General features: G+C 67.1%; 18 protein-coding genes. 11 read left to right on the top strand and 7 right to left on the bottom strand.

Features of this window, described 5'->3' with window-relative positions:
* Positions 1–2: 2 nt before the first annotated feature.
* A complete protein-coding gene (locus FZ033_RS21835; protein ID WP_149578172.1) occupies positions 3–1,019 on the bottom strand; it encodes a TRAP transporter substrate-binding protein in 1,017 nt (338 codons plus the stop codon).
* A gap of 110 nt (positions 1,020–1,129) precedes the next feature.
* On the opposite strand from FZ033_RS21835, the gene hpaR reads away from it, so the two are divergent.
* Together hpaR and FZ033_RS21825 are read left to right on the top strand one after the other, a co-directional pair.
* Positions 1,130–1,672, top strand: coding sequence for a homoprotocatechuate degradation operon regulator HpaR (gene hpaR, locus FZ033_RS21830; RefSeq protein WP_149578171.1), 543 nt, complete (start codon positions 1,130–1,132; stop codon positions 1,670–1,672).
* A gap of 168 nt (positions 1,673–1,840) precedes the next feature.
* A complete protein-coding gene (locus FZ033_RS21825; RefSeq protein WP_149578170.1) occupies positions 1,841–2,377 on the top strand; it encodes an HPP family protein in 537 nt (178 codons plus the stop codon).
* A 256-nt stretch (positions 2,378–2,633) separates the two neighbouring features.
* Here FZ033_RS21825 and FZ033_RS21820 read toward each other — a convergent pair whose 3' ends face one another.
* Complete coding sequence (locus tag FZ033_RS21820) at positions 2,634–3,491, bottom strand: LysR family transcriptional regulator (RefSeq protein ID WP_149578169.1); 858 nt, start codon at positions 3,489–3,491, stop codon at positions 2,634–2,636.
* A 97-nt stretch (positions 3,492–3,588) separates the two neighbouring features.
* Here FZ033_RS21820 and FZ033_RS21815 point away from each other — a divergent pair, with 97 nt between their 5' ends.
* On the top strand, positions 3,589–3,963 hold the full coding sequence (locus FZ033_RS21815; RefSeq protein WP_149578168.1) for a tautomerase family protein: 375 nt from the start codon (positions 3,589–3,591) through the stop codon (positions 3,961–3,963).
* A gap of 128 nt (positions 3,964–4,091) precedes the next feature.
* Here FZ033_RS21815 and FZ033_RS21810 read toward each other — a convergent pair whose 3' ends face one another.
* Both FZ033_RS21810 and FZ033_RS21805 read right to left on the bottom strand, forming a co-directional pair.
* Positions 4,092–4,490 (bottom strand): VOC family protein, encoded by a 399-nt coding sequence (locus FZ033_RS21810; protein ID WP_149578167.1) that lies wholly within the window; start codon positions 4,488–4,490, stop codon positions 4,092–4,094.
* Between the two features lie 7 nt (positions 4,491–4,497).
* Positions 4,498–4,971 (bottom strand): cupin domain-containing protein, encoded by a 474-nt coding sequence (locus tag FZ033_RS21805; protein ID WP_149578166.1) that lies wholly within the window; start codon positions 4,969–4,971, stop codon positions 4,498–4,500.
* A gap of 57 nt (positions 4,972–5,028) precedes the next feature.
* Between FZ033_RS21805 and FZ033_RS21800 the strand changes: the two genes are divergently transcribed.
* The gene (locus tag FZ033_RS21800) at positions 5,029–5,961 is read left to right on the top strand and encodes a LysR substrate-binding domain-containing protein (protein ID WP_232847607.1); all 933 of its coding nucleotides are present in this window, start codon (positions 5,029–5,031) and stop codon (positions 5,959–5,961) included.
* Positions 5,962–6,034: 73 nt separating this feature from the next.
* On the opposite strand, the gene FZ033_RS21795 is transcribed toward FZ033_RS21800, so the two are convergent.
* Both FZ033_RS21795 and FZ033_RS21790 read right to left on the bottom strand, forming a co-directional pair.
* The gene (locus FZ033_RS21795) at positions 6,035–7,366 is read right to left on the bottom strand and encodes an LLM class flavin-dependent oxidoreductase (protein WP_149578165.1); all 1,332 of its coding nucleotides are present in this window, start codon (positions 7,364–7,366) and stop codon (positions 6,035–6,037) included.
* 52 nt (positions 7,367–7,418) lie between these two features.
* A complete protein-coding gene (locus FZ033_RS21790) occupies positions 7,419–8,423 on the bottom strand; it encodes an aliphatic sulfonate ABC transporter substrate-binding protein (RefSeq protein WP_456243181.1) in 1,005 nt (334 codons plus the stop codon).
* 556 nt (positions 8,424–8,979) lie between these two features.
* Between FZ033_RS21790 and FZ033_RS21785 the strand changes: the two genes are divergently transcribed.
* From FZ033_RS21785 to FZ033_RS21755, 7 genes are all read left to right on the top strand, one after another.
* Positions 8,980–10,632 (top strand): ABC transporter substrate-binding protein, encoded by a 1,653-nt coding sequence (locus FZ033_RS21785; RefSeq protein WP_149578164.1) that lies wholly within the window; start codon positions 8,980–8,982, stop codon positions 10,630–10,632.
* 38 nt (positions 10,633–10,670) lie between these two features.
* Positions 10,671–11,681, top strand: a complete 1,011-nt coding sequence (locus FZ033_RS21780; RefSeq protein WP_149578163.1) for an ABC transporter permease — start codon at positions 10,671–10,673, stop codon at positions 11,679–11,681.
* Positions 11,678–12,526, top strand: coding sequence for an ABC transporter permease (locus FZ033_RS21775; protein ID WP_149578162.1), 849 nt, complete (start codon positions 11,678–11,680; stop codon positions 12,524–12,526). Before FZ033_RS21780 ends, FZ033_RS21775 begins: the two co-directional genes overlap by 4 nt.
* Complete coding sequence (locus FZ033_RS21770; protein WP_149578161.1) at positions 12,505–14,247, top strand: dipeptide ABC transporter ATP-binding protein; 1,743 nt, start codon at positions 12,505–12,507, stop codon at positions 14,245–14,247. Before FZ033_RS21775 ends, FZ033_RS21770 begins: the two co-directional genes overlap by 22 nt.
* 445 nt (positions 14,248–14,692) lie before the next feature.
* Positions 14,693–16,240 (top strand): Wadjet anti-phage system protein JetA family protein, encoded by a 1,548-nt coding sequence (locus tag FZ033_RS21765; protein ID WP_149578160.1) that lies wholly within the window; start codon positions 14,693–14,695, stop codon positions 16,238–16,240.
* Complete coding sequence (locus FZ033_RS21760) at positions 16,230–16,898, top strand: DUF4194 domain-containing protein (protein ID WP_149578159.1); 669 nt, start codon at positions 16,230–16,232, stop codon at positions 16,896–16,898. Before FZ033_RS21765 ends, FZ033_RS21760 begins: the two co-directional genes overlap by 11 nt.
* 1 nt (position 16,899) lies before the next feature.
* Positions 16,900–20,385: an SbcC/MukB-like Walker B domain-containing protein gene (locus FZ033_RS21755; protein WP_149578158.1), complete on the top strand. Its 3,486-nt coding sequence runs from the start codon at positions 16,900–16,902 to the stop codon at positions 20,383–20,385.
* A 227-nt stretch (positions 20,386–20,612) separates the two neighbouring features.
* Here FZ033_RS21755 and FZ033_RS21750 read toward each other — a convergent pair whose 3' ends face one another.
* Positions 20,613–21,458, bottom strand: a complete 846-nt coding sequence (locus FZ033_RS21750; protein WP_149578157.1) for an amidohydrolase family protein — start codon at positions 21,456–21,458, stop codon at positions 20,613–20,615.
* Positions 21,459–21,558: the final 100 nt, after the last annotated feature.

Here is a 21,558-nt window from a genome sequence, read left to right as displayed (position 1 = left end):
GCTTACTTCGTGGTTGCGAGCTCCCGGGCCGCCTGCGCCAGCGGCTTGCCGTCGATGCCCCGGTCGGCGAGGGTTTTGAGCCACTCGGCCTCGACCGGGGCTGAGGCCTCTTTCATCGCGGCGGCGAATTCTGGGGAGAAATCGGTCACGGTGCCACCGCTGGCGGCGACCACCTCATGGGCATGCGCGTTCTCCGCATCGAACACCGCGCCGAGCGTCTCGGTCATGGGCAGGCCGGTGGTGCGGTCAATGATGGCCTTGAGATCAGCCGGGAGCTTCTCGTATTTGTCCTTGTTCATCAGCACCATGAGCACCGTGGCGGAAGGGTAGGGCTCGCCCTTGCGTGGCTGGGCGTGATATCGCGTCACCTCGTCCAGCTTGAGCGGCACCACCAGTTCCCAGGAGCCCATGGCGCCATCGACGACGCCCTTGGAGATGGCTTCGGTGAGCTGCGACGGCGGCATCGCCACCGGGGCTCCGCCCAGGGCCATCACCGTCTTGGCGCCGAGGCGCGTGGAGGCGCGCAGCTTCAGGCCCTTCCAGTCCTCGACCTTGGCGACGCCGCGCCCGGCAGTGTGGATCGCCTGGCCTCCATCCACGTGGAAGGCGAGGACCTTGAAGGCCGCGAACTCGGCCTCGGCATGGGCCTTGTAGTATTGCCACACAGCACGGCTGCCCGAGGCCGCATCGGCGACGACGAACGGCAGCTCGAACGCCTCGATGCGGGGGAAGCGGCCGGTGGAATAGCCCGGGGCCGTCCACACCACGTCGGCGACGCCGTTGCGCACCTGGTCGACAAGCTGAGCCGGCGTGCCGCCGAGCTGCATGGCCGGATAGAACTGGCAGGTGATGCGGCCACCCGAATCGGCCTTCAGCGTGTCGCACCAGGGCTGAAACACCTTCTGCTGCGCCGGCGCTCCAGCAGGCAGGAAATGCGCGATCTTGAGCACGACCTCCTGGGCCGCGGCGGCCTGCGGGAAGCTGAGCGCGAATGCAATCAGGGCAATGTTTTTATTCAACTTTTCCTCCCTTGGGCAGCTTGGCGCGGCTGTTTACTAACATGTTAGCGACATAAATCACTAACATATTCGCAAGTCAAGTGCTACAAATCGCCTTGAGGAGACCTGCGATGAAGCCGCACGTACCGCGCCCCGGATCGCGCACGAGCCCGTTGATTGCGCATCGGAACCTGCCCCAGCTGTTGCTCAAGGCGCGGGAGGCGCTGCTCGCCCATTTCCGACCGATCATCACGCATTTCGGCCTGACCGAACCGCAGTGGCGGATCATCCGCGCGCTGAGCGAACTCGGCGCGCTGGAGCCGCGGCAGATCTGCGAGGTGTGCCAGATCCTCAGCCCCAGCCTCACCGGGGTGCTGGTGCGCATGGAGCAGATGGGCCTCGTGGAGCGCCATCGGATGGAGGGGGACCAGCGGCGCATGCTGGTGAGCTTGACGGCGCGCAGCCGAAAGATCGTGACCGACATGGCGCCGCTCATCGAGGAGCGCTACCGGCTCATCGAGGAGGCCGTGGGCAAGACGCTGCTGGATGAGACCTACGCCCAGATCGACCGGCTGCTCGCCGCCCCCCTCAACGCGCTGCCTCCTGCGGACCTGTCCGATCGCGAGATCATCGACGCCATCGATGAAGACCCCCACGATGGTGTTCGGGGATGATGCCATGCCGCTTCGGCGGCCGAGCGGTTCCCTCCGGTGGGGAGGCATGGGTGCGGTTTCCATCGGTAAAGCGCACGGGATGCGACCTTGGAGTCTCGGCCCGTCCCGGTTTGCTGATCTGCGGAATTCGTATTTGCGAATGGGCCGCGCATTGATGCAAAATCAGGCATGCCTTCTTCCGCTCCACAGTCCCGCGCCTCATCCGATAGACGCGCTCCCACGCGTACCTTCTTCGGCAAAGATGGGCGCACGCTTCTGCTCTGGTGCTGGCAGGGGCTGGGTGGGGCGCTGGCGGTCGCGGCCATGGAGATCGCGGCCTATTTCGGCGAGACGCCTCTGGCCCTCATTCCGTTCGCCACCTCCATCGTCCTGGTTCTGGGCATGCCCGAAGCCGAGGCCGCCCAGCCGCGGGCGCTGGTGGGAGGCCATCTGGTCTCGACGCTGGTGGGCCTGGCCATGCTCGCCGCCTTTGGGCGTTCCGAGCCCGCTGCCGCGGCGGCGGTGGGGCTCGCCATGGTGGCCATGCGGGCCAGCGGAACCATGCATCCCCCGGCCGCCATCAATCCGATCATCGTGGTGATGGAGGCCATGAAGCCCGGCTTCTTGCTGGTGCCGGTGGGCCTCGGAGCCGTGCTCTTGTCGCTGTATGCGTTCGGTTGGCACAATCTGGCGCGGCGGGGCAGCTGGCCCTCGCGCTGGTGGTAGGTCCGGAACGGGTGGCCACAGGCAGGGGCTGGTCGGCGCCCCAGACGCATCATATCCCGGAGTGATCCTTTGATGCGGAGGCAAAGGACGTGGGTTGCGCGGGCGGAACTGCTGGCGGGCATTACGGTGGCAGACATTCTGTCTAGAGCACGCGCCGATCAGATCGCATCGCGATCTAATCGGATAACGCGTTCTCTATCTTAGAGTTAGAGGGCGATTCACCGATCAGATTGGTTCAATCTGATCGGATCGCGCTCTAGCCCCGCACGGCGCCCCTGAAGGCGGCGGAAAGCGCGGCGAGCGCGTCGCGCGGGCGTCCGTCCTTGATCCGGGTGTGGAGCAGCACCGGCAGGCGCGGCAGCTCTGGCAGGTCGAGCCTGCGGCCGACGTCGACGGCGCCGAAGGGCAGCATGCGCGGGGCCAATGCGGCGACGCCGAGCCCGGCCGTCACCGCCGCCGCGACCGCGGCGACGCCGCCTCCGACGAAGATTTCCGTCCAGGGCACGCCGGCCGCGTCGAGGATCTGCCCGGCCAATGCCCGCACGCCGCAGGGCTCGGCCATGGTGGCGAGCGGCAAGGGCTCACCCGCGCGGTGCTGCCAGTGCGGGGCGGCGAACCATCCGAACTTTTCCTCGGTCACCAGCTCCCCGTCGCTACGCCCGGCATGCAGGCGGACGATCACCGTATCGAGCTCCCGCCGGTCGAAGCTCTGCAGCAGGTCACCCGACGATCCGATGCGGATCTCGATGAGCAACTGCGGGTCCTGCGCGTTCATGCGGGCAATCAGGGCCGGCAGCTCCGGCCCCGCCACATGATCGCTGATGCCGATGGCGAGGCGCTGCCGGGCCCGCGCGAAGGCGGCCAGCGCGCGGTCGTGCATCTCCAGGAGGTCGCGTGCGTCCTTCAGGAAGACCTCGCCGCGCGCCGACAGTTCCACATAGCGGGGCGTGCGCTCAAGGAGTCTGCAGCCGAGCCTCTCTTCCAGCCGCTTCAGCTTCAGGCTGACCGCGGCCTGCGTGGTCTGCAGGGCTTCCGCCGCGCGCGTGAAGCTGCCCAGCTCGGCGGTGCGGACGAAGGCCCGCACCGCGTCAAGGTCGAGAGGATGGTCCATCATTATGAAATGTTATCACTGATATGAGCAGCCATAGCTTATCAAAATGACGAGACGGCGTCTAACGTCGCAGCAGGCCATACGAGGAAAGGACCCGCACATGCCGCTCATTCATGTCTCCCTGCGCGCAGGCAAGCCCGAAGCCTACCGGCAGGCCATTCTGGACAGTCTTTACCGAGCGCTGCGGGAGGCGCTCAACGTTCCCGAGGACGACCAGTTCATGACCATCTCCGAGCACGCGCCCGGCAACTTCCGCCATGGCACTGCCTATGGCGTGAAGCGGGGCGACGATCTCGTCTATATCACCATCACCGTGTTCAACACCCGCACGCCGGAGCAGAAGAAGGCGCTGTTCCGGCGCATCGCGGACCTACTCGGCGAAAGCCCCGGCATCCGGCCCGAGGACGTGTTCGTCGTCATCGCCGATGCCCCGAAGGAGAACTGGTCCGTCGGCCACGGCCTCCAGTTCGCCTGAGGCGCGGACGGTCCTGGCGAAAGGGCTAGAGCATGTTCGGCAAACACCGGTTCGCCGAACATGCTCTAAAGCTTTGTTTCATCGCAATTCCGGACGCAAAACCGCTTCGCACTTTTGCTGGAATTGCTCTAGTCGATGGGCGCGGCATGGCAGCAGACGCAGATCTTGTTGCCGTCGAGGTCACGGAAATAGGCGCCGTAATAGTCGGGATGGTAGTGCGGTCGCAGGCCCGGATCGCCCTCGTTCGCGGCGCCGGCACCGATCGCCATGCGATGGATGTCGTCCACCGTCGTGCGGTCCAGCGCGAGGAGGGCGACCATGGTGCCGTTGCCCGCCGCGGCGATGCCGCCATCCTGGGGCCTGCCCAGCAAGAACAGCGGCCGGCCGCCTTCCGCCGGCTCCCAGCCGGCCCAGCCGCGGTCGAGGTCGCAGAAGCGCAGGCGCCAGCCGAGGCGAACCATCAACGGCTGGTAGAAGCGCTTCGCCGCCATCAGGTCGTTGGTGCCGATATGGATGTGGGAGATCATCGCCGCCTCACCATGGCGTCCCGTCCTTGCGGGTGAAGGACCAGCCCTGGGCGGAAAACTGGGCCACCAGATCGTCCTCGGGATAGGTGCCCGCATCCTCTGGGTCCCGGTCGCCGATCTCTAGGTAGCGCACCTCCTCGCCCGTCCGGTTGATGAGGTGGTGCGCCAGCCCGTTCGCCGGGAAGCCGATGCACATGCCGGGGCCGAGCGCAAACTCGCCCTCGTCCGTGCGCAGCGTCGGCGTGCCGGCGAGGATGTAGACGAACTCCTCCTGCCGCGTATGCCGGTGGAGCAGAGCGGATTGCGCACCGGGCGCGAGGGCGGTGAGGTTCACCCCGAAGCGGGAGAGGCCGAAGGCGTCGCCGAGCTGGCGCTTTTCGCGCCCGGACATGCGCGCCGCGAACGGCGCGGGGTAGTTCGAGGGTTTGCGGCGCGGCGGCACATCCTTGGCTGCAAGCGGCGTCCGCACAGGGGGGGTCATGAAGGGCTCCGTCACTTGAACGTCAAGGGCTGGAAACTAGCGGATGTCTGCGCTCAAATGGGTGAGAAGTTCTCACTCTTTTGCCCGATCGCCGGTCCGGGCGCGATGAGCGGAGCCGCCATGTCTTCCAGCCTGCCTTCGCTGCGTGGCCTTGCCGCCCTTGATGCCCTGGCCCGCCACACGCGGCAAGGGGCTGCTGCGGAGGCCCTCGGCATCTCGCGGTCGGCGCTCTCCCACCGCATTGCCGACCTGGAGGCGGAACTCGGGGCGCGGCTGATCCGGACCGAGGGCCGGGTCTCGGTGCTGACCGATGACGGCACCGCCCTCCTCGCCGCCATGGGAGACGCGATCGAGCGGATCGAGGCGGCGGTCGCGCCGTTGCAGCGGCGCCGCCGGCAGATCCGGCTCTCCACGGTGAACACCTTGGCTGCCAACTGGCTGCTGCCGCGCCTGCCGGATTTCCAGCGCGCGCATCCCGGCATCGAGATCGCGGTGCTCACGACGCAGAGGGTGGTGAGCCTCGATGAGGAAGATGTCGACTGCGCCATCCGCAACGGGTCGGGCGCCTGGCCGGATGTCGCGGCGACGCTGCTGTTCCGCGAGACGCTGGTGCCCGTCGCGGCGCCGGGCCTTGCGCTCGGGCTTGCGTCCTCCTGGCCGGTCATCCGCGCCCGCGCCCGGTATCGCGATTGGCCGCTGTGGTGGCAGGGGGCGGGGCAAGGCGGCACGGTGCCCGGGAGCAGTATCGTGGTGGAGAACAGGGCACAGGCCCTCGAAGCAGCCTTGGCTGGCGGGGGCGTCGTGCTCACCGATGCGCGCTACATCGGGGCTCATGTGGCATCCGGCCGCCTGCAGGTATTGGGGCCGGCGGTGGAGCTGGACACAGGAAACTATTTCGTCCGCCGCAAGGTGTCGCGCAACCAGCGGCACGTGGATGCGCTCGAGCGATGGCTGGTCGAGCAGGGGAGGGCCGCGGGACAGGCGGGATGACAGGCGTTGTAGCCGTTCTACGGTTCCGGTGGAGGTCTTGCTGGTGGGCCAGTCCGGCGAGCGATGATCCCAATCAGGCGCGGGGGAAGAAGCGGTTCTCCGGGCGCGGCAGCCCGAGGTGCTCGCGCAACGTGGTGCCTTCATAGTCGCGTCGGAAGATGCCGCGGCGCTGGAGCTCCGGCACCACCTTGTCCACGAAGGCGTCCAGCCCGTCCGGGACGAACGGGAACATGATGTTGAACCCGTCGGATGCCTCGGTGACGAGCCATTCTTCCATCGTGTCGGCGATGGATTGGGGGGTGCCCACGAAGGCGAGCCCGCCGTGTCCGCCGAGCCGCTGGGCAAGCTGGCGCACCGTGAGATTCTCCGCCCGGGCCAAGGCAATGGCGCGCTCGCGTCCGCTCTTGCCGGCGTTGGTCTGCGGGATCTCGGGCAGCGGCCCGTCCGGATCGAAGCGCGAGGCATCCACCCCGAGAGCGATGGAGAGGGAGGCGATTGCGCTTGCCTCGTGCACCAGCGAATCGAGCCGGGCGCGGGTCTCGCGCGCTTCCTCGATGCTGTCGCCAACCACCACCAGCGCACCGGGCAGGATCTTCAGGTGGTCGCGGCTGCGGCCCGCCTGTTCCACCCGCCCCTTTACATCCGCATAGAAGGCGCGGCCCGCCTCGATGGAGTTCACGGCCGTGAACACGACCTCCGCCGTCTCCGCCGCCAGCTGTCGTCCGTCGTCGGAGGCGCCGGCCTGCACGATCACCGGCCAGCCCTGCACCGGGCGGGCGATGTTGAGCGGTCCACGGACCGTGAAGTGTTCGCCCCTGTGGTCGAGCACGTGCATGCGCCCGGGATCGAAATAGAGGCCCGATGCCGTGTCGCGAACGAAGGCGTCGTCGGCGAAGCTGTCCCACAGGCCGGTGACCACGTCATAGAATTCGCGTGCGCGGCGATAGCGCGCGGCATGCTCCATCTGCTCGTCGAAGCCGAAATTGAGCGCGGCGTCGGGATTTGAGGTGGTGACGATGTTCCATCCCGCCCGCCCGCCGGAGATGTGATCGAGCGAGGCGAAGCGGCGGGCGATGTGGAACGGCGCATCGAAGGTGGTGGAGGCGGTGCCCACGAGGCCGATGTGCTCTGTCGCCCCGGCGAGGGCGGAGAGCAGCGTGAACGGCTCGAACGAGGTCACCGTGTGGCTGCGCTTCAGCGCCTCGATGGGCATGTTGAGCACGGCGAGGTGATCCGCCATGAAGAAGGCGTCGAACTTGCCTTCCTCCAGCTTGCGGATGAAGCGGCGCAGGTGCGCGATGTTGAAGTTGGCATCCGGGAAGGCGCCGGGATAGCGCCAGGCGCCCGTATGGATGCTCACCGGGCGCATGAAGGCACCCAGGTGCAGGCGGCGCGGAGGGGACATCGGGTCTCTCGATGGCACGGTGAAAGCAGGGGCGGGACCTGCCCTTGGCCGGTCAGGGGGTGGCGGGTTTCCAGGTAGCGGCGTCGGACGCGTCCACCTTCTTCGGCAGCACGCCTTCGGCGAAGAAGGTATCGGCGATCTTCTGCTGCTCGGCGAGCCCTGCCGGTGTCACTGCGCCGACCTTGTAGGAGCGGCGCGCATTGGCCTTCTCCACTGTTGCAGCATCGATGCCCCACAGGCCGGCGAGAGTCTCGGCGGCCGGGCCGGGATTGGCCTTCACCCAGTCACCGGTGGCCTTGAGGCGCTCGAACAGCACCTGGAGCACCTTGTCGCCACGCTTCGAGAAGTCCTCGGTGGCGAGATAATAGCGCTTGTAGCTCGCAAGCCCGGTGCCGTCGGCGAGGACACGCGCGCCGGACTGGCTCTGCGTGCTGGCCAGGAACGGATCCCATGCAACCCAGGCGTCCAGGTTGCCGCTGACGAAGGCGGCGCGGGCATCGGCCGGCGTGAGGTAGGCCGGCGTCACATCGCGGATGGCAAGGCCGGCCTTCGCCAGCGCGGCCAGCAGAAGGTAGTGACTTCCGGCGCCTTTGGTGACGCCGATCTTCTTGCCTTTCAACTGTTCCAGCGTGGCGATGGGCGAGCCCGCGGGCACCAGGATGGCCTGCGCTGAGGGAGAGGGCGCCTCGTCCGCAACGTAGACGAGCCGCGCTCCTGCGGCCTGGGCGAAGATGGGCACGGTGTCGGCCACGTCGGCGGAAAAATCGATGGACCCCACGTTCACGGCTTCGAGCAGCGGCAGGCCGCTGGTGAACTCGTGCCAGGACACCTCCACGCCGAGGGGAGCGAGGGCCTTCTCGAGCGTGCCGTTGGTCTTCAGCACGGTGATGAGGGTGGAGGAGCGCTGGTAGCCGATGCGCACTTTTTCCGGCGTCTGCGCCGCCGCCGCTTTGGTCAGCGCGAGACCGGCCAGAAGTCCGGCCGCGAGGCCGCCGAAGAGGACGGAGCGACGGGGGAGACGCAGGCCACGCAGGTGGGCCGGGCAGACGGGAGACACGTTCGTCACCTCACGAGTTGAATTGTGAGATCGGCGGCGCAGCGCTTGGTCTGCGCGCCGCGCACGCTGAGATTTGCCGGCACGCGCTCATGTGGACCACGTCCTCAAGAGCGTTGGAGATGGCGGACATGACTGATCCTGGCGCCTTGCGCATCGACGGGGGCGCCAATCCAGGCGACCCTGTCGATACGCCGAGCTGAATTAAATATGCCATCTGCGCTTGGCCTGCGGACACCGCTGACCACTTCTATCGGGTCTTTATTTGATAAAATAAATAGACAAAATATTATTAAGCCATAGACTGGCCCGGCATCGCGGTTTCAGCCGCCCATCGCATCGACCAAGGGGCAAGTCGTGGCGAAGTGCCGCCAGCATCTCAACGTCCTCATTCTCGAGGCGGACGGCGCGACGGAGCCCGGCGCGCTTTGCTTTCCTTTTTCCACGCAAGCTTCTCCACGCTAGACGGCCGGTTCAATGACATCGAATGCAGCAAAGCGAAGACCGTAGATGGTCATCGCTGCCGCAAGGACACGATTCGAGCCATCAGGATATTTTCATGATCGAGATTTCATCTTTGATTTCCCTGTCCCGGCGCCGTGTGCTGCTCACAACTTCGGCGCTGGCGACCGCCGCCCTGGTGGCGATGGCGGGTCTTGCTCCGGCCCGGAGCGCCGACGGCCCGCGCAATGGCGGCGGCATCACCTTCCTCATCGACTCGCTGGGCGGCACCTGGATTCCCAACAACAGCGCGATCTCCAGCTTTCAGGGCCACATCTGGGGTCACGTGACCGACAAGCTCGTCTACGTGGATGCTGACGGCAAGGTCAGCCCCTGGATCGCCGAGCGCTGGGAGCAGAACGACAACGCCACCGCGTTCACCCTCCATCTCAAGAAGGGCGTGACCTTCTCCGACGGCACCCCGCTCGACGCGGCGGCTGTCGTCGCCAACCTCGACATCTGGTACGCCGGCCGCAAGGCCGAGGGCATCAACCCGATCGGCCTCTTCCCCAAGACCTACGACCGCGCCGAGGCGGTGGACGCCACCACGGTGAAGGTCTTCTTCAAGGCGCCGACGCTCGGCTTCATCCCGACGCTCGGCTACCACGGCTCGATCCTCATCTCTCCCAGGACCATCGCGCAGCCCGCCTCCCAGCAGGCGGACCTGGGCAAGACCTCCGGCAGCGGCCCCTATGTGGTCGAGGCCTGGAAGGAGGGCGACTTCGTCAGGCTGGTCAAGCGCAAGGACTACAACTGGGGCCCCCCCGCGGTCGGCCACACCGGCCCGGCCTATCTCGATACGATCACCTACAAGCTGGTGTCCGAGCCATCGCTGCGGGTCGCCGCCGTCCAGTCCGGCCAGGCCGACATCGCCTACAGCGCCTCGCCGCAGGAGCTGAAGTCCCTCAAGGAGGCGGGCTTCACCGTCGCCACGCCGCGCTATCTCGGCTTCGTCAATGGCCTGGCGATCAACACCAGGCTGGCGCCCTATGACGATGTGAAGGTCCGCCAGGCCCTTCAGGCCGTCATCAACCGCCGGGAAATCATCGACACCGTCTACACGCCCGACTGGAAGCTGGCCACGTCCTTCATCCAGAGCAACGTGCCCGGCGCGACCGACCACGGCGACCTTTTGGCCTACAACCCCGACAAGGCCGGGAAGCTTCTCGACGAGGCGGGCTGGACCCGAGGCGCCGACGGCATCCGCACCAAGGACGGTAAGCCCCTCACGCTGACGCTCCACTCCAACCCCTATCTTGCGACCTCCAAGGCGATCGACGAGCTCATTGCCCAGCAACTCGGCAAGATCGGCTGGAAGGTCTCCATCCGGGCCTACGACGTGGTGACGTTCGGCGAGAAGGTCAGGTTCGGCGGCCCGGCCGTGCCGGCCTACGAAGTGACGCGCAGCTTCATCGATGCCGGCACCGTGGCCAGTATCCTCACCAACGCCAACAACGGCGAGAACTGGTTCGCCCTCGGCGAGAGCGATCCCAAGCTCAACGAACTGCGCGACAAGATCGCCAGCGCCGGCTCTGCCGAAATCCGGGCCCCGCTTCTCGACGCGTTGCAGAAATACGTCCTCGAGCAGGGCTATTTCATCCCACGCACGCAGATCGTCCAGCGGATCTATGTGCAGTCGCCGAAGCTCAGGGGCGAAGTCTACAATGGCATTGCCTACGCCAGCTACTACACGGCCTCGAAAGGCGAGTAGGTCGTAGCAGAACCGGGCAACGCGCGGAGGTGACCGGCATGAGGACCGCCTACCTGACCTACGCCGCAAAACGCATCGCCCAGGCGGTGGTCGTCATCCTGCTGGCTTACGTCTTCACCTTCGTCGTCGTCAGCATCCTGCCGGGCGATCCCATCACCAATGTGCTGCATGACCCCCAGAACGGGTTCACCGAGGACGAGATCCGGGAGATCATCGCCGCCCAGGGCCTCGACCGGCCGATCGCGGTCCAGTTGTGGACATCCCTGTCCCACTTCCTGACCGGCGATCTGGGCCTGTCCATGCGGTCCAGCCGGCCCGTGACCACCCTGATCGCCGAAGTGCTGCCCTCGACGCTCACCCTCGCGTCCGCCGGTTTCGTCGTCGCGTTGCTGCTCGCTGCGACGATCGCCTACGGCACCCAGTTCCTGCCCAGAAGGTTCGGCCAGGGCGCCCTTCGGGGCTTCCCGTCGTTGTTCCTGTCGGTGCCCAATTTCGTGATCGGCCTGGTGCTGATCCACGTCTTCGGCTTCCAGCTCGGACTCTTCCGGGTGATCGAGCCCGACAGCTTCTGGGCGACACTGTTCGCGGCGATGGCGCTCGGCATCCCCGTCTCCGCACAGATCGCCGAGGTGCTCATCGCGAACCTCGACCATGAGTCCCGGCAGGAATATGCCGCCGTGGCGCGCGGCCGCGGCCTCGGGCAGGTGCGCCTCTTTGCCAGGCACCTGCTCAAGCCCTCTTCGCTCCCGGTCGTCACCGTCATCGCGCTCACCATCGGCGAACTGCTCGGCGGCTCGCTGATCACCGAGACGGTGTTCGGGCGCACCGGCATCGGCAGCCTGGTGCAGCGTTCGGTGACCACGCAGGATTTGCCCGTGCTGCAGGCGGTCGTCTCGCTGGCGGCCGTGGTGTTCGTGCTGGTCAACCTGCTCGCCGATCTCGTCTATCCGCTGCTCGACCCGCGCGTGAAGCTCGTCGGCGCCGGCAGGCCCCGCCCGACCGTCGCCGACGAAAGCGCGGCGGACTCGTCCCGGGCGATGACCGCATGAGCCTCGCTTCCCTGTCCTCCGCCCGCCGCGCCACGGCGACCCGCCGGCTGGCAGCCCTTCGGGTGCCCCCGACCGTCGTGCTCGCGTTCGTCATCATCGCGCTCGTGATCGCCTGGTCGCTCGCCCCGGGCCTCTTCACGAACCACGACCCGGTCAACGGCGTCCCCGCCGACAAGCTGCTCGGCCCCAGCGCCGCGCACTGGTTCGGCACCGACCACCTCGGCCGCGATCTTTATGCCCGCGTCGTCTACGGCACGGCCTCCTCGGTGACGAGCGCGCTCATCGCCGTGGTCATCGGTGTCCTCGCCGGCGGCCTGATCGGCCTCGTCGCCGGCTTCCTCGGTGGCTGGGTGGACATCGTGTTCGCGCGACTGGTCGACGTGCTGCTGGCGATCCCGAACTTCCTGCTGGCCGTCATCGTGGTCACCGCCATCGGGTTCGACACCACCAACGCCGCCATCGCCACCGGCGTCTCGGCGGTGGCCGTCTTTGCCCGGGTGATGCGCGCGGAGGTCATCAAGACCCGGCAGGCGACCTTCGTCGAGGCGTCGTTCCTCTTTGGCGGCTCGCGCTGGCACATCCTGTTGCGGCACGTGCTGCCGAACGCCTCGCGCTCGGTGCTGCCGCTTGCGGTGCTGCAGTTCGGCCTGTCGATCCTGGTAATCGCCAGTCTCGCTTTCCTCGGCTACGGCGATCCGCCGCCCGCCTCCGACTGGGGCCTGCTGATCTCCATCGGCAAGGACTACCTGAAATGGCCGTGGCTGGTTTATGCGCCCGCCCTCGTCACGATCGCGACCGTCCTCTCCGTGAACAGGATCAGCCGATGGCTCCGCAAGACAGACTGACTGCGATCTCCGGCCGCGTCGGGACCACCGCGCCGCCGCCGCAGCGGTCGGCCTCCCTGCTCCGGGTCGATGGCCTGTCGGTCTCCTACGGGCCGCAGGAGGTGGTGACCAATGTCGGGTTCGATCTCGGCCGTGGCAGGAGCCTTGCCCTCATCGGGGAGTCCGGCTCGGGCAAGTCGACCATCGCCCGCGCGGTGCTGCGGCTGCTTCCCGGCGGGGCGCACGCCACCGGCCGCGTCGAGTTCGACGGCGAGGAGGTGCTGGGGCTCTCCGAGCGCCGGTTCCGGCCGCTCAGGGGACGGGCCGTCGGCTTCGTGCCGCAGGACCCCGGCAATGCGCTCAACCCGGTGCGGACCATCGGCGCCCAGGCGCAGGAGGCCGCCGCGCTCCTCGACGAAACCGACAAGGCGGTCCGCAAGGCGCTGATCCTGGAGACCTTCGTCCAGGTCGGCCTCGACAATCCCCAGCGGGTGTATGACTCCTACCCGCACCAATTGTCCGGCGGCATGCTGCAACGGGTGCTGATCGGCCTTGCGGTCCTGCCACGGCCGGCGCTGCTGGTCGCCGACGAGCCGACCTCGGCGCTCGACGTGACGATCCAGAAGCGGATCCTCGACCTGCTCTCGCGGCTGCAGCACGAGCTTCATATCAGCCTGCTGCTCATCACCCACGATTTGGCGATTGCCGCCGAGCGGGCGGACACGCTGGTGGTGCTCAAGGACGGCGTCATCCAGGAGGCCGGCAGTACCGCGACCGTCTTCTCCGCGCCAGCGTCGGCATACGCCAGGAAGCTGCATGCCGACGTTCCGGCCCTCAACCCCGACCGCTACGCCGATTTGCGCGATCCCGGCTTTCGTCGTCTCGGGACCAGCGCCGGCACCGCGCTGAAGATCGAGGTCAGCGCCGTCACGAAGACCTTCACAGTCGATGGCAAGGCGCTGACGGCCGTCGATGACGTGTCGTTCACCGTCCCGGCCGGCACCACGCATGCGCTGGTGGGCGAATCTGGCTCGGGCAAGACGACGACGATCCGGCTGCTGCTCGGGCTGGAGGCGCCGGATACCGGGACCATCTCTGTGGCTGGCGAACGGCTCACCGGTCGCGCGCCGGGCGCGTTGCGCGCGGTGTGGCGCCACCTTCAGCTGGTCTACCAGAACCCGTTCACCTCCCTCGACCCGACCTGGACGATCGAGCAGCTGGTGCGCGAGCCGCTCGACCGGTTCAAGATCGGCACCCGCAAGGAGCGGGATGAGCGGGTCCGCGAGGCTCTGGCCGATGTGGGGCTGGGCCCGCACCTGCTCTCCCGCAGGCCGGCCGCCCTGTCCGGCGGCCAGCGCCAGCGCGTGGCCATCGCCCGGTCGCTGGTCCTCAGGCCGGACGTGATCGTGCTCGACGAGCCCACCTCCGCGCTCGACGTCACCGTCCAGGCCGACATCGTCGAGGTGCTGCTCACGCTGCAGGCTAATCTGGGCCTGACCTATGTCTTCGTCTCCCACGACCTGGCCCTGGTGCGCCAACTCGCCCATACCGTCTCGGTGATGCACCGGGGCCGCATCGTCGAACACGGGACCGTCGCCGACATCTTCGACAACCCCCGGCAGCCCTATACCCGGTTGCTGCTGGACTCGATCCCGTCCGGCGTCGCGGATGGCGCGCATGGGACGCACCTTGGGAAGCCATCGCGGTCCCGGCCGATCAGCAATGAGCAAATGATCGCATGACCTTGTGAGCATACGAGCGATTTGATTCGAGTGCGGCAGGCCGGCGCTTCGGAGTTCGCGTTTTCCTCCCAGCACCCTTTGGCGAGGAGGAACACGAGGCGCCGAAGGCATCTCGCTTTCGGATGCGCAACAGGGCTTCAACCCGACGCATGGCGCCGAGGGTGTTGCGGCATGCTCTGACGCCGGACATGCGCAAGCCCATCGTCATGCGCATCCTCACCCGCCGCATAGCCCATTGCAGCGTCGGTAGTTCCGATCATCTTTGGCGATCACGGTTGGCGGGGCCGAACGCACCTTCCCATGGATCTGAGCCGTTTCGACGCCTCGTCATTCACGACGGGCGCAAACGCGCGTCTCTACGGCTTGCAGAATGGCGCGATCATCATCAATGTTCCCGTCATCTCTTCGTCATCTGGTTCACGCCTGAAAAAGGGGTTCCGGCCAAATGGCCCTGTTCGCTCATCTCGACGACAATTTCTTCCTGCCGTTCAGCCGTGCGAACAAGCATTTCCATGAAGCGTGCCTCATCCGGATCTATGAGCGTTTCTACAAGGAAACACCCCGCTTTCCCCGCAACAGCGAGGTGATCGCAGAGATCTACGAGACACTGCGGGAAAATCCGGATTTCCTCTCCACCACCGCAGAGGACCTCGCCGACCTGCCCGAGATGAAGACACGTGGGCGGCGGCGCGCCAGCATCGGCCGGAACATGGGCGGGGCGCGGCAGGAGGTGGTCGATGCCGCCCGCAACATGGCGGTGCGCACCTATGAGAACCTCATCGCCTGGGGCTGGCTCGAGGAGGAGAAGTTCGGGATCGTCGTGACGGTGGATATGTCGCCGGGTGGCCTCGCCGTCATGGAGACGCTTTATCGAATCCGGGATGGCTTCGCGCTCGCGTTTTCCGGCACCCTCGTCCAGCTCAATCTCGCTCTCGACGGAATCCGGTCGGATCCGCGCCGCAACGCCCCCTCGCTCTCGCACGTGCGGCGGGATCTCGAGAGTTTCGTGCGGCACCTGCGTGCCATATTGGCCGACCTGAAGCGCATCCGGTCCGAGATGATCGAGGGCGAGGGGCAGCGCGCGCGCACGGCGATCTTCTTCGAGAGGTTCGTGAAACGTCTGCTGCTCAAGGACTTCGCCGCCATCCATACCACCAACCATCCCTATCGCTACAAGGCCGAGACCCTTGCCAAGGCGGCGCGCCTCGCATCCGATCGCGACGTGCTCCGCGCCATGGCCGAGACCTATGCGGAGCATGACGATGCGGAGATGCTGGTAAGGCAGGGGGACGATGATCCGGAGCGGGAGGCCCTGATCGAGGCGGCGGAGGCCCGCGTCGTCGCCGACTTCGAGGCGGTCCATGGCATGCTGAGCCATGTGGATGTGATGTTCGAGCGGATTCGCGACTTCCAGGAGAAGCTGGAGGGTCGGCTGCGCAACATGCTGCGCTACAAGAGCCGCGGCAGACGCAATTTCGCTGACCGGCTGGAGGCGGCGCTCGACCGTCTCGTCGCTGTTTCGGGGCGCCGGCCGGAGACGCTGGATCAGGAACGCATCGTGGGCTATCTCGATCATTACGAGCGTCCGTTCGCGGTGCACCTGCATGCGCGGCCCGCGCGCGAGCGACAGCCAGTGGGCGCCGCGGCGGTGGCGGTCCGGTTGCCGGATCCCGTCGACCTGCAGCTGCAGCGCCTCAAGAAGGCCTATCTCAGGCGGCTGCATCCGAGCGAGGGACGAATCCGGGCCTTTCTCGACGAGCGGCTGGAGGGCCGGCGGATGGTGCACGCGTCGGAGCTGGTCCTGGAGACGATCGACGACTTCCTCGCCTTCGACGCCCTCCATCTGATGTTGCGGCGCAAGGCTCTGCCGGTTGTGATCGCCGAGGCCTTCGAGCTTCGGGAACGGCCCGGCGGGGGGCGTGTCGACAACCCTTACATGGCGTGCGACGACTTCGTTATCGCGCGCAAGGGAGCCGAACAGGATGCTGCATGAGACCCTGCGCGATCTCTCCCCGGAGCGCCTCGCGGACGTGAGGCGCGCCATCCACCATCTGATGCACAGGCAGTTCTTCCTGGTTTCCGTCGGCGCGGGCGCGGTCCGCCGGGTGTTCGACAATCCCCGCCTGCGCGAGGTTGTGCGGGCGCATTTCGACCTTGCGGGATACGACTTCCAGTTCAATGACGAGGAGGGCTGGTACGGCATCCTGCCGCGCCCCGACGAGGCCGTGGTGCGGAAGATGTCGCCCACCAACACGCTGGTGCTGCTGGCGCTGGCGCTGCACTGGCAACGGTCGATGGAGAGCGGCGAGGTGGACGCCCGTGCCAATGCGGTCACCGGCGTGACCGCGGTGTGGGAACAACTCGAGGAAAAGCTGATCGCCGGCAAGGGGCCCGCCCTCGATGTCGACCGCTTCCTCGACATCCTGAAGAGCGAGTTCGAGCCGAAAGAGATCGTCTCGGTGGGGCCGTTCGATCCCGAGGCCGGGGATGCGCCCATGCTGATTCGCCCCTTCGTCCGCTTCCTCGCCGGGGAGGACGCGCTGATGCGCCTTGCCAATTATCTCGACGGGGAGGACCTCGCCTTGAGGCGGGAGGAGGAGGCCGCCTCAGGTGCGCAGGCGCCGGACGCGGACGAAAGGGAGGCCGGCTGACATGCATCTCGTGCATATGGGCCTCGTCAATTGGCACCTGTTTCCCCTCATGGACATTCCCCTGACAGGGCCCGTCATCGGCATCAGCGGCGAGAACAAGAGCGGCAAGAGCACGCTGCTCGACGCGCTCCAGACGGTGATGACCGGCTGCGACCAGGGACAGATGGATCTCAACCGCGTCGCGGCCGAGAAGGGTGGCCGCGGCACGCACCGCCGGACGGTGCAGGCCTATTGCCTCGGGCGCCTGTCGAGCGATGTGGACGGCGTGCTGCGGCAGGCCTCCAGCTCCTACATCCTCGTCGTCTTTCGCGATCCGAAGGGCGTGAAGCCGTCCGTGACCCTGGGGGTGGCGCTGGAGGCAAAGGTGTCCGAGAGCTCGGTCCACGTTGCGACGCGCTTCGTGGCGACGGGATGCGAGCTGACGGCCTCCGACATGGTGGTCCCCGGGCCTGACGGCTCAGTCGTCGTCGCGCCCTGGGCCGAAAATCGCGCCCGCATCAAGGATCTGGTGGAGAAGGCCGGCGGCCGGCTCGACGAATGGCGGGATACGGCAAAGGAGTTCGTGCGCGAATACACCTACGTGCTGTTTGCGCGGCGCCGTTCGGCGCTCGCCGGCCCCTACATCCGCAACCTCATAAACGCGATCACCTTCAAGGAGATGGCGAGTGCGGACGAGTTCGTGCGCACCTACCTGCTGGAGGACCGGCCGATCCAGGTGAGCGCGCTCCGTCGTTCGATCCAGCTCTACCGGGACGCGGCCGAGCAGGTGAAGGAGCTGTCCGGCAACCTCGCGGCTCTCAATCACCTGTTGGGGCACCTCGACGAACTGCGCATCGCACGGGAGGACCTCGACCGGGAGATGTGGATCGTGCTGCGCGCCCGCATCTCCGCGGCGCTGAGGGCGTATATCGATACCCGGCGCAAACATGCCGCGGTTTCGAAAAAGCACCGGGACAAGCTGCGGGAGGAGACGCAGTGCGAAGCCGAGATCGGGCGGATCAATGAAGAGCTGAACGAGGCCCGCATGCGGCGGCGCGAAGCCCTTTCCATGGACCGCCAGGAGTTGCTGCGCAAAGACATGGCGCTGATCGACGGTGAGGTCGATGCCATCCGCCGGCCGCTCTTCGGGCCGGAGGGCGGCGGCCGGCTCCTGTCCCGGCTGGAGGAGGTGGCGCAGATCCCCGAGGGCGATGCGGTCTTCGGCACGCTGAAGATGCTGGCGCGGGACGCCGCCGCTTTGTTGCCCGGCGGTCTCGACCGCAACGCCATGTCATCGGCTCCCGAACGCCTTGATGCCATCGCAGCCGAGGTGGGCTCCATGGCGCCGCACTTGCGCGACGTCGTCGCCGGACGCCATGCGGATGCGGCCGCGCGCCTCGGGCGGCTGCAGGCGGAGCGCCGGGATCTGGAGCGCATCGTCAGCGAGGCGCAGGCCGGCCGCATCTCGCTGAGCCCCCAGGTGGAGGCCATGATGCGCCGGCTGCGCGCGGCTGGTATGGGTCCGCGCGTCCTCGCCGAGCTGGTCGATATCGTGGACGACGACTGGCGGTTCGCCGCCGAGGGCTTTCTCGGCGCCGATCGCGAGGCCATCTTCGTTTCACCCGCCCATTGCCACGAGGCCATCGACATCCGCTCGCGGGAGCGGTTTGACTTCCGGGGCGCGCGCATCGCCAACACCCGCAAGCTCCAGACCATGGATCACCGGCCGCAGCGCGGCATGCTGGCCAGCGTCTTCTCTGGCTCTGACCCGCTCGCCATGGCCTATGTCGTCCATCGCACCGGGCGCGTGGGGCTTGCCGCTTCGAAGACGGATTTCGACCGCCAGGGCCGCTGGATCCTGGCCGACGGCACCTATGACGACGGCGTCGCCATCGACGTGCGGGAGCCCCACGGCGGCCTCAAGATCGGGTCCCGTGCGCTGGAGAGCGCCGCGCGGGCGGCAGGGGAGCGGCTCGCCGCGCTTGCGGGGGAACTCAAGGCCGCGCAGTCCACCGCCGAGGCGGAGCGGCGCCATCTGGAGACGGTGGAGGCGTTGCTGCGCTGGCTCGCCGCCCATGCCGGCGCGGACGGGCCGGCGGCGCCCTTCGCGACCGGATCGGCCGAGGTTGCGGCGCTCCTTGCCCGCCGCAGGGAGGCGCAGGACGAGATCGACCGCCTCGCCGACGCCGATGTTGGCGGGCTCGACGCGGACATCGCCTTCCTCGCACAGGCGCTGAAGGACTCCACCGAGGAAAAGCAGGCGCTTCGCAAGGAGGTGGACCAGCTTCATGCGGCAGCGAGCATCGCCAAGGCAACGCTCGGCAATGGCCCCCAGGCGGTTGGTTCCTACCTGCATGCGAAGTTTGTTCGCGACCGCTGCCGCTCCGACATGCGCCGGCATCTGGTGGTGGAGCCGATGAAGGCCTACGTGGCGGGCCTCGCTGCATCGAAGTCCCTGTCGGCTCTGGAGAAAGCTGCGCAGGCGGCGGCGGATGATGCAAGGGATGAGATCGTCGAGCTGGAACGGGACTGCGCCGAAGAAGCGCGCGCCTGCCTTTCCGCGCTGAAGCAGAGCGAGCAGTTCGGCCCGCGGCCGGATCTCGAAAAAGATATCCGTCCCTGGGCGCAGCAACTGGCGGAGGAGATCGAGAACGAAACCCTCGTCACCTATCGCCGCGAACTGGAGGAGGCCCGCGCGAAGACCAACGACATCTTCCGCAACAGCTTCGTCAACGTGCTGATCGCCCGCTTCGCCGGGGTGGAGGAAGAGCTGCGCGCCATCCGCGACGTGCTCAGGCGCTACGAATTCCTCGGCGAGCGCTACACGTTCAGAAGCAGCCAGGCACCGGGCTACGAGGCGTTCCACCGCATCGTGGACAAGCAGAAGGAGCTGGAGCGGGAGGCCGGCAGCATGCCTCTTTTCCGGGGTGCCATCGACGATGACAACCCCTTCGCCGAGGACATGCGTATCGTCGAGAACGTGCTGCTGGATGACGACATCGACATCGAGGCCTACGAGGACTACCGGCGCTACTTCAAGTTCGAGCTGGAGATCACCGACGTTGCTTCCAACCGGACGGTGTCGTGGGCGGCGCGCAAGGGCACGGCCTCCGGCGGGGAGACGCAGACGCCCTATTACGTGGCCCTGCTGTCCGCGCTGTCCTCGGTCTATTACGGCGGGGCCCGCGCACGCAACGGCGAGGATGTGGATGGCCTGTGCCTCGCGGCCTTCGACGAGGCCTTCTCCAAGCTCGACGAGAAGGTGCGGCTGCAGATGGTCGCGTTCAGCCAGGAACTGGGCCTTCAACTCCTCGTCTGCGGCCCTGACGGCGGCCGGCGCTCCATGGAGCGCTATGCCCACACCATCGTCGATGTGTGGCGCAGCAACGACCAGTCCTTCGCCATGGCCGACGTGATCAAGGAGCGCACCCGCCGGGAGCTGGCGGCCATCGATCCGGCGCGCCTCAGCCGCGACGAGGTCGCGCAAAGTCTCGAAGCGGCCCAGTAAGGCGACGTAGTGAGGCGGAGATGCTGCCGGCAGTGCGCAAGGCCCTGAACCATCTTCTCGACCGGCACGAGACGGCCCTCGGCCTTGACGGAGATCGAGGTCAGGGGTCGCGGCGAGGGTCTCTCATACCATCGGCCTCGGTCTTCGACCGATGCCGAGTGGGTGACGCTCAAGCGCCGCGCGGGCTTGACCAATGGCCCATGAGCCAAGCTCACGGGCCATTGGTTTCACAGCCGCAGCAGGCGCGTGGCGTTGGTGTGGAACACCCTCTCCAGAACGTCGTCGCGGAACCCCGCGGCGGCGTAGTCGTCGATGGATTGCCGGATCGGCCGGAACGGATAGGAGGAGCCGAACAGGAACTGGTCGGCGAGGAAGCTGTTGGCCGCCTTCACATAGGCGTCCTGGCCCGGCTGGAAGAGATACATGTCCGGGATGAGGTGGACATTGGCGTGACGGAACGCGACGCCGATGATCTCCTGAACCCGTGGCCAATAGCCATGGTAGACAGCGATGGAGAGGCGCGGGAAGGCAGCCGCCACCACCGCCACGCCGGCGGGATCGTTGAAGCGGGGGTCCGGCGTCGTCGGGCCCGTCATCAGGAACAGGGGCACGCCCAGCTCTTGCAGCCGCTCGTAGATCGGCCAGTAGAGGCGATCGTCGGGATGGCGCGGCGGCGCGCCGAAGCCGGGCTCGATGTCGATGCCCCTGAGCCCGAGCACGCCCGTCGCGCGTTCGATCTCCTCTATGGCGCCCCGTTCGCCCTGGAGCACCGGATCCACCGAGCCGATGCCGATCAGCGCCTCGTGGCCGGAGACGATCTCGTGGATGCGATCGTTCGGCAGGTGCTGAGAGGGCGTGTGGCGCCCCACCACCACGGCGCGCGACAGGCCCGCATCGCGGATTTCGGCGAGGAAGCCCTCCTGGGTCAGCGAGCGGACGAAATGGGCATCGTCCCCCCGGGTGCCGACGCGGCGGTTCAGCCACCGCGCGGTCTCGAATTCCGGGCTACCGGGCGTGGCGCCGAAGAAGTCGTGGAGATAGGCCGGGCGGCAGCGCAGATCGATGACGGTCATGATTTTTCCAGCGGATCGCTAGAGCGTTTTCCGCTCGCCTTGGCTCACGGAATTCGCTCTAGAGTCTTGCTTTGACGCATTTTCTTCACGCGAACCGGTA

The sequence above is a fragment of the Xanthobacter oligotrophicus genome, assembly GCF_008364685.1.
GTDB classification, from domain to species: domain Bacteria; phylum Pseudomonadota; class Alphaproteobacteria; order Rhizobiales; family Xanthobacteraceae; genus Xanthobacter; species Xanthobacter oligotrophicus.
The sequence above is the reverse complement of the archived record's forward strand: the minus strand, read 5'-3'. Positions and strand labels throughout refer to the sequence as shown.

What these genes read in the sequence shown, in the direction of transcription:
- FZ033_RS21795 (WP_149578165.1), bottom strand. Translation starts at nt 7,366, where the DNA reads ATGTCCCCTCCGCGCCGCCTGCACCTGGGTGCCTTCATGCGCCCGGTG.
- FZ033_RS21780 (WP_149578163.1), top strand. Translation starts at nt 10,671, where the DNA reads ATGAGGACCGCCTACCTGACCTACGCCGCAAAACGCATCGCCCAGGCG.
- FZ033_RS21770 (WP_149578161.1), top strand. Translation starts at nt 12,505, where the DNA reads ATGGCTCCGCAAGACAGACTGACTGCGATCTCCGGCCGCGTCGGGACC.
- FZ033_RS21755 (WP_149578158.1), top strand. Translation starts at nt 16,900, where the DNA reads ATGCATCTCGTGCATATGGGCCTCGTCAATTGGCACCTGTTTCCCCTC.
- hpaR (WP_149578171.1), top strand. Translation starts at nt 1,130, where the DNA reads ATGAAGCCGCACGTACCGCGCCCCGGATCGCGCACGAGCCCGTTGATT.
- FZ033_RS21825 (WP_149578170.1), top strand. Translation starts at nt 1,841, where the DNA reads ATGCCTTCTTCCGCTCCACAGTCCCGCGCCTCATCCGATAGACGCGCT.
- FZ033_RS21800 (WP_232847607.1), top strand. Translation starts at nt 5,029, where the DNA reads ATGGGTGAGAAGTTCTCACTCTTTTGCCCGATCGCCGGTCCGGGCGCG.
- FZ033_RS21815 (WP_149578168.1), top strand. Translation starts at nt 3,589, where the DNA reads ATGCCGCTCATTCATGTCTCCCTGCGCGCAGGCAAGCCCGAAGCCTAC.
- FZ033_RS21785 (WP_149578164.1), top strand. Translation starts at nt 8,980, where the DNA reads ATGATCGAGATTTCATCTTTGATTTCCCTGTCCCGGCGCCGTGTGCTG.
- FZ033_RS21775 (WP_149578162.1), top strand. Translation starts at nt 11,678, where the DNA reads ATGAGCCTCGCTTCCCTGTCCTCCGCCCGCCGCGCCACGGCGACCCGC.
- FZ033_RS21810 (WP_149578167.1), bottom strand. Translation starts at nt 4,490, where the DNA reads ATGATCTCCCACATCCATATCGGCACCAACGACCTGATGGCGGCGAAG.
- FZ033_RS21805 (WP_149578166.1), bottom strand. Translation starts at nt 4,971, where the DNA reads ATGACCCCCCCTGTGCGGACGCCGCTTGCAGCCAAGGATGTGCCGCCG.
- FZ033_RS21820 (WP_149578169.1), bottom strand. Translation starts at nt 3,491, where the DNA reads ATGATGGACCATCCTCTCGACCTTGACGCGGTGCGGGCCTTCGTCCGC.
- FZ033_RS21765 (WP_149578160.1), top strand. Translation starts at nt 14,693, where the DNA reads ATGGCCCTGTTCGCTCATCTCGACGACAATTTCTTCCTGCCGTTCAGC.
- FZ033_RS21750 (WP_149578157.1), bottom strand. Translation starts at nt 21,458, where the DNA reads ATGACCGTCATCGATCTGCGCTGCCGCCCGGCCTATCTCCACGACTTC.
- FZ033_RS21760 (WP_149578159.1), top strand. Translation starts at nt 16,230, where the DNA reads ATGCTGCATGAGACCCTGCGCGATCTCTCCCCGGAGCGCCTCGCGGAC.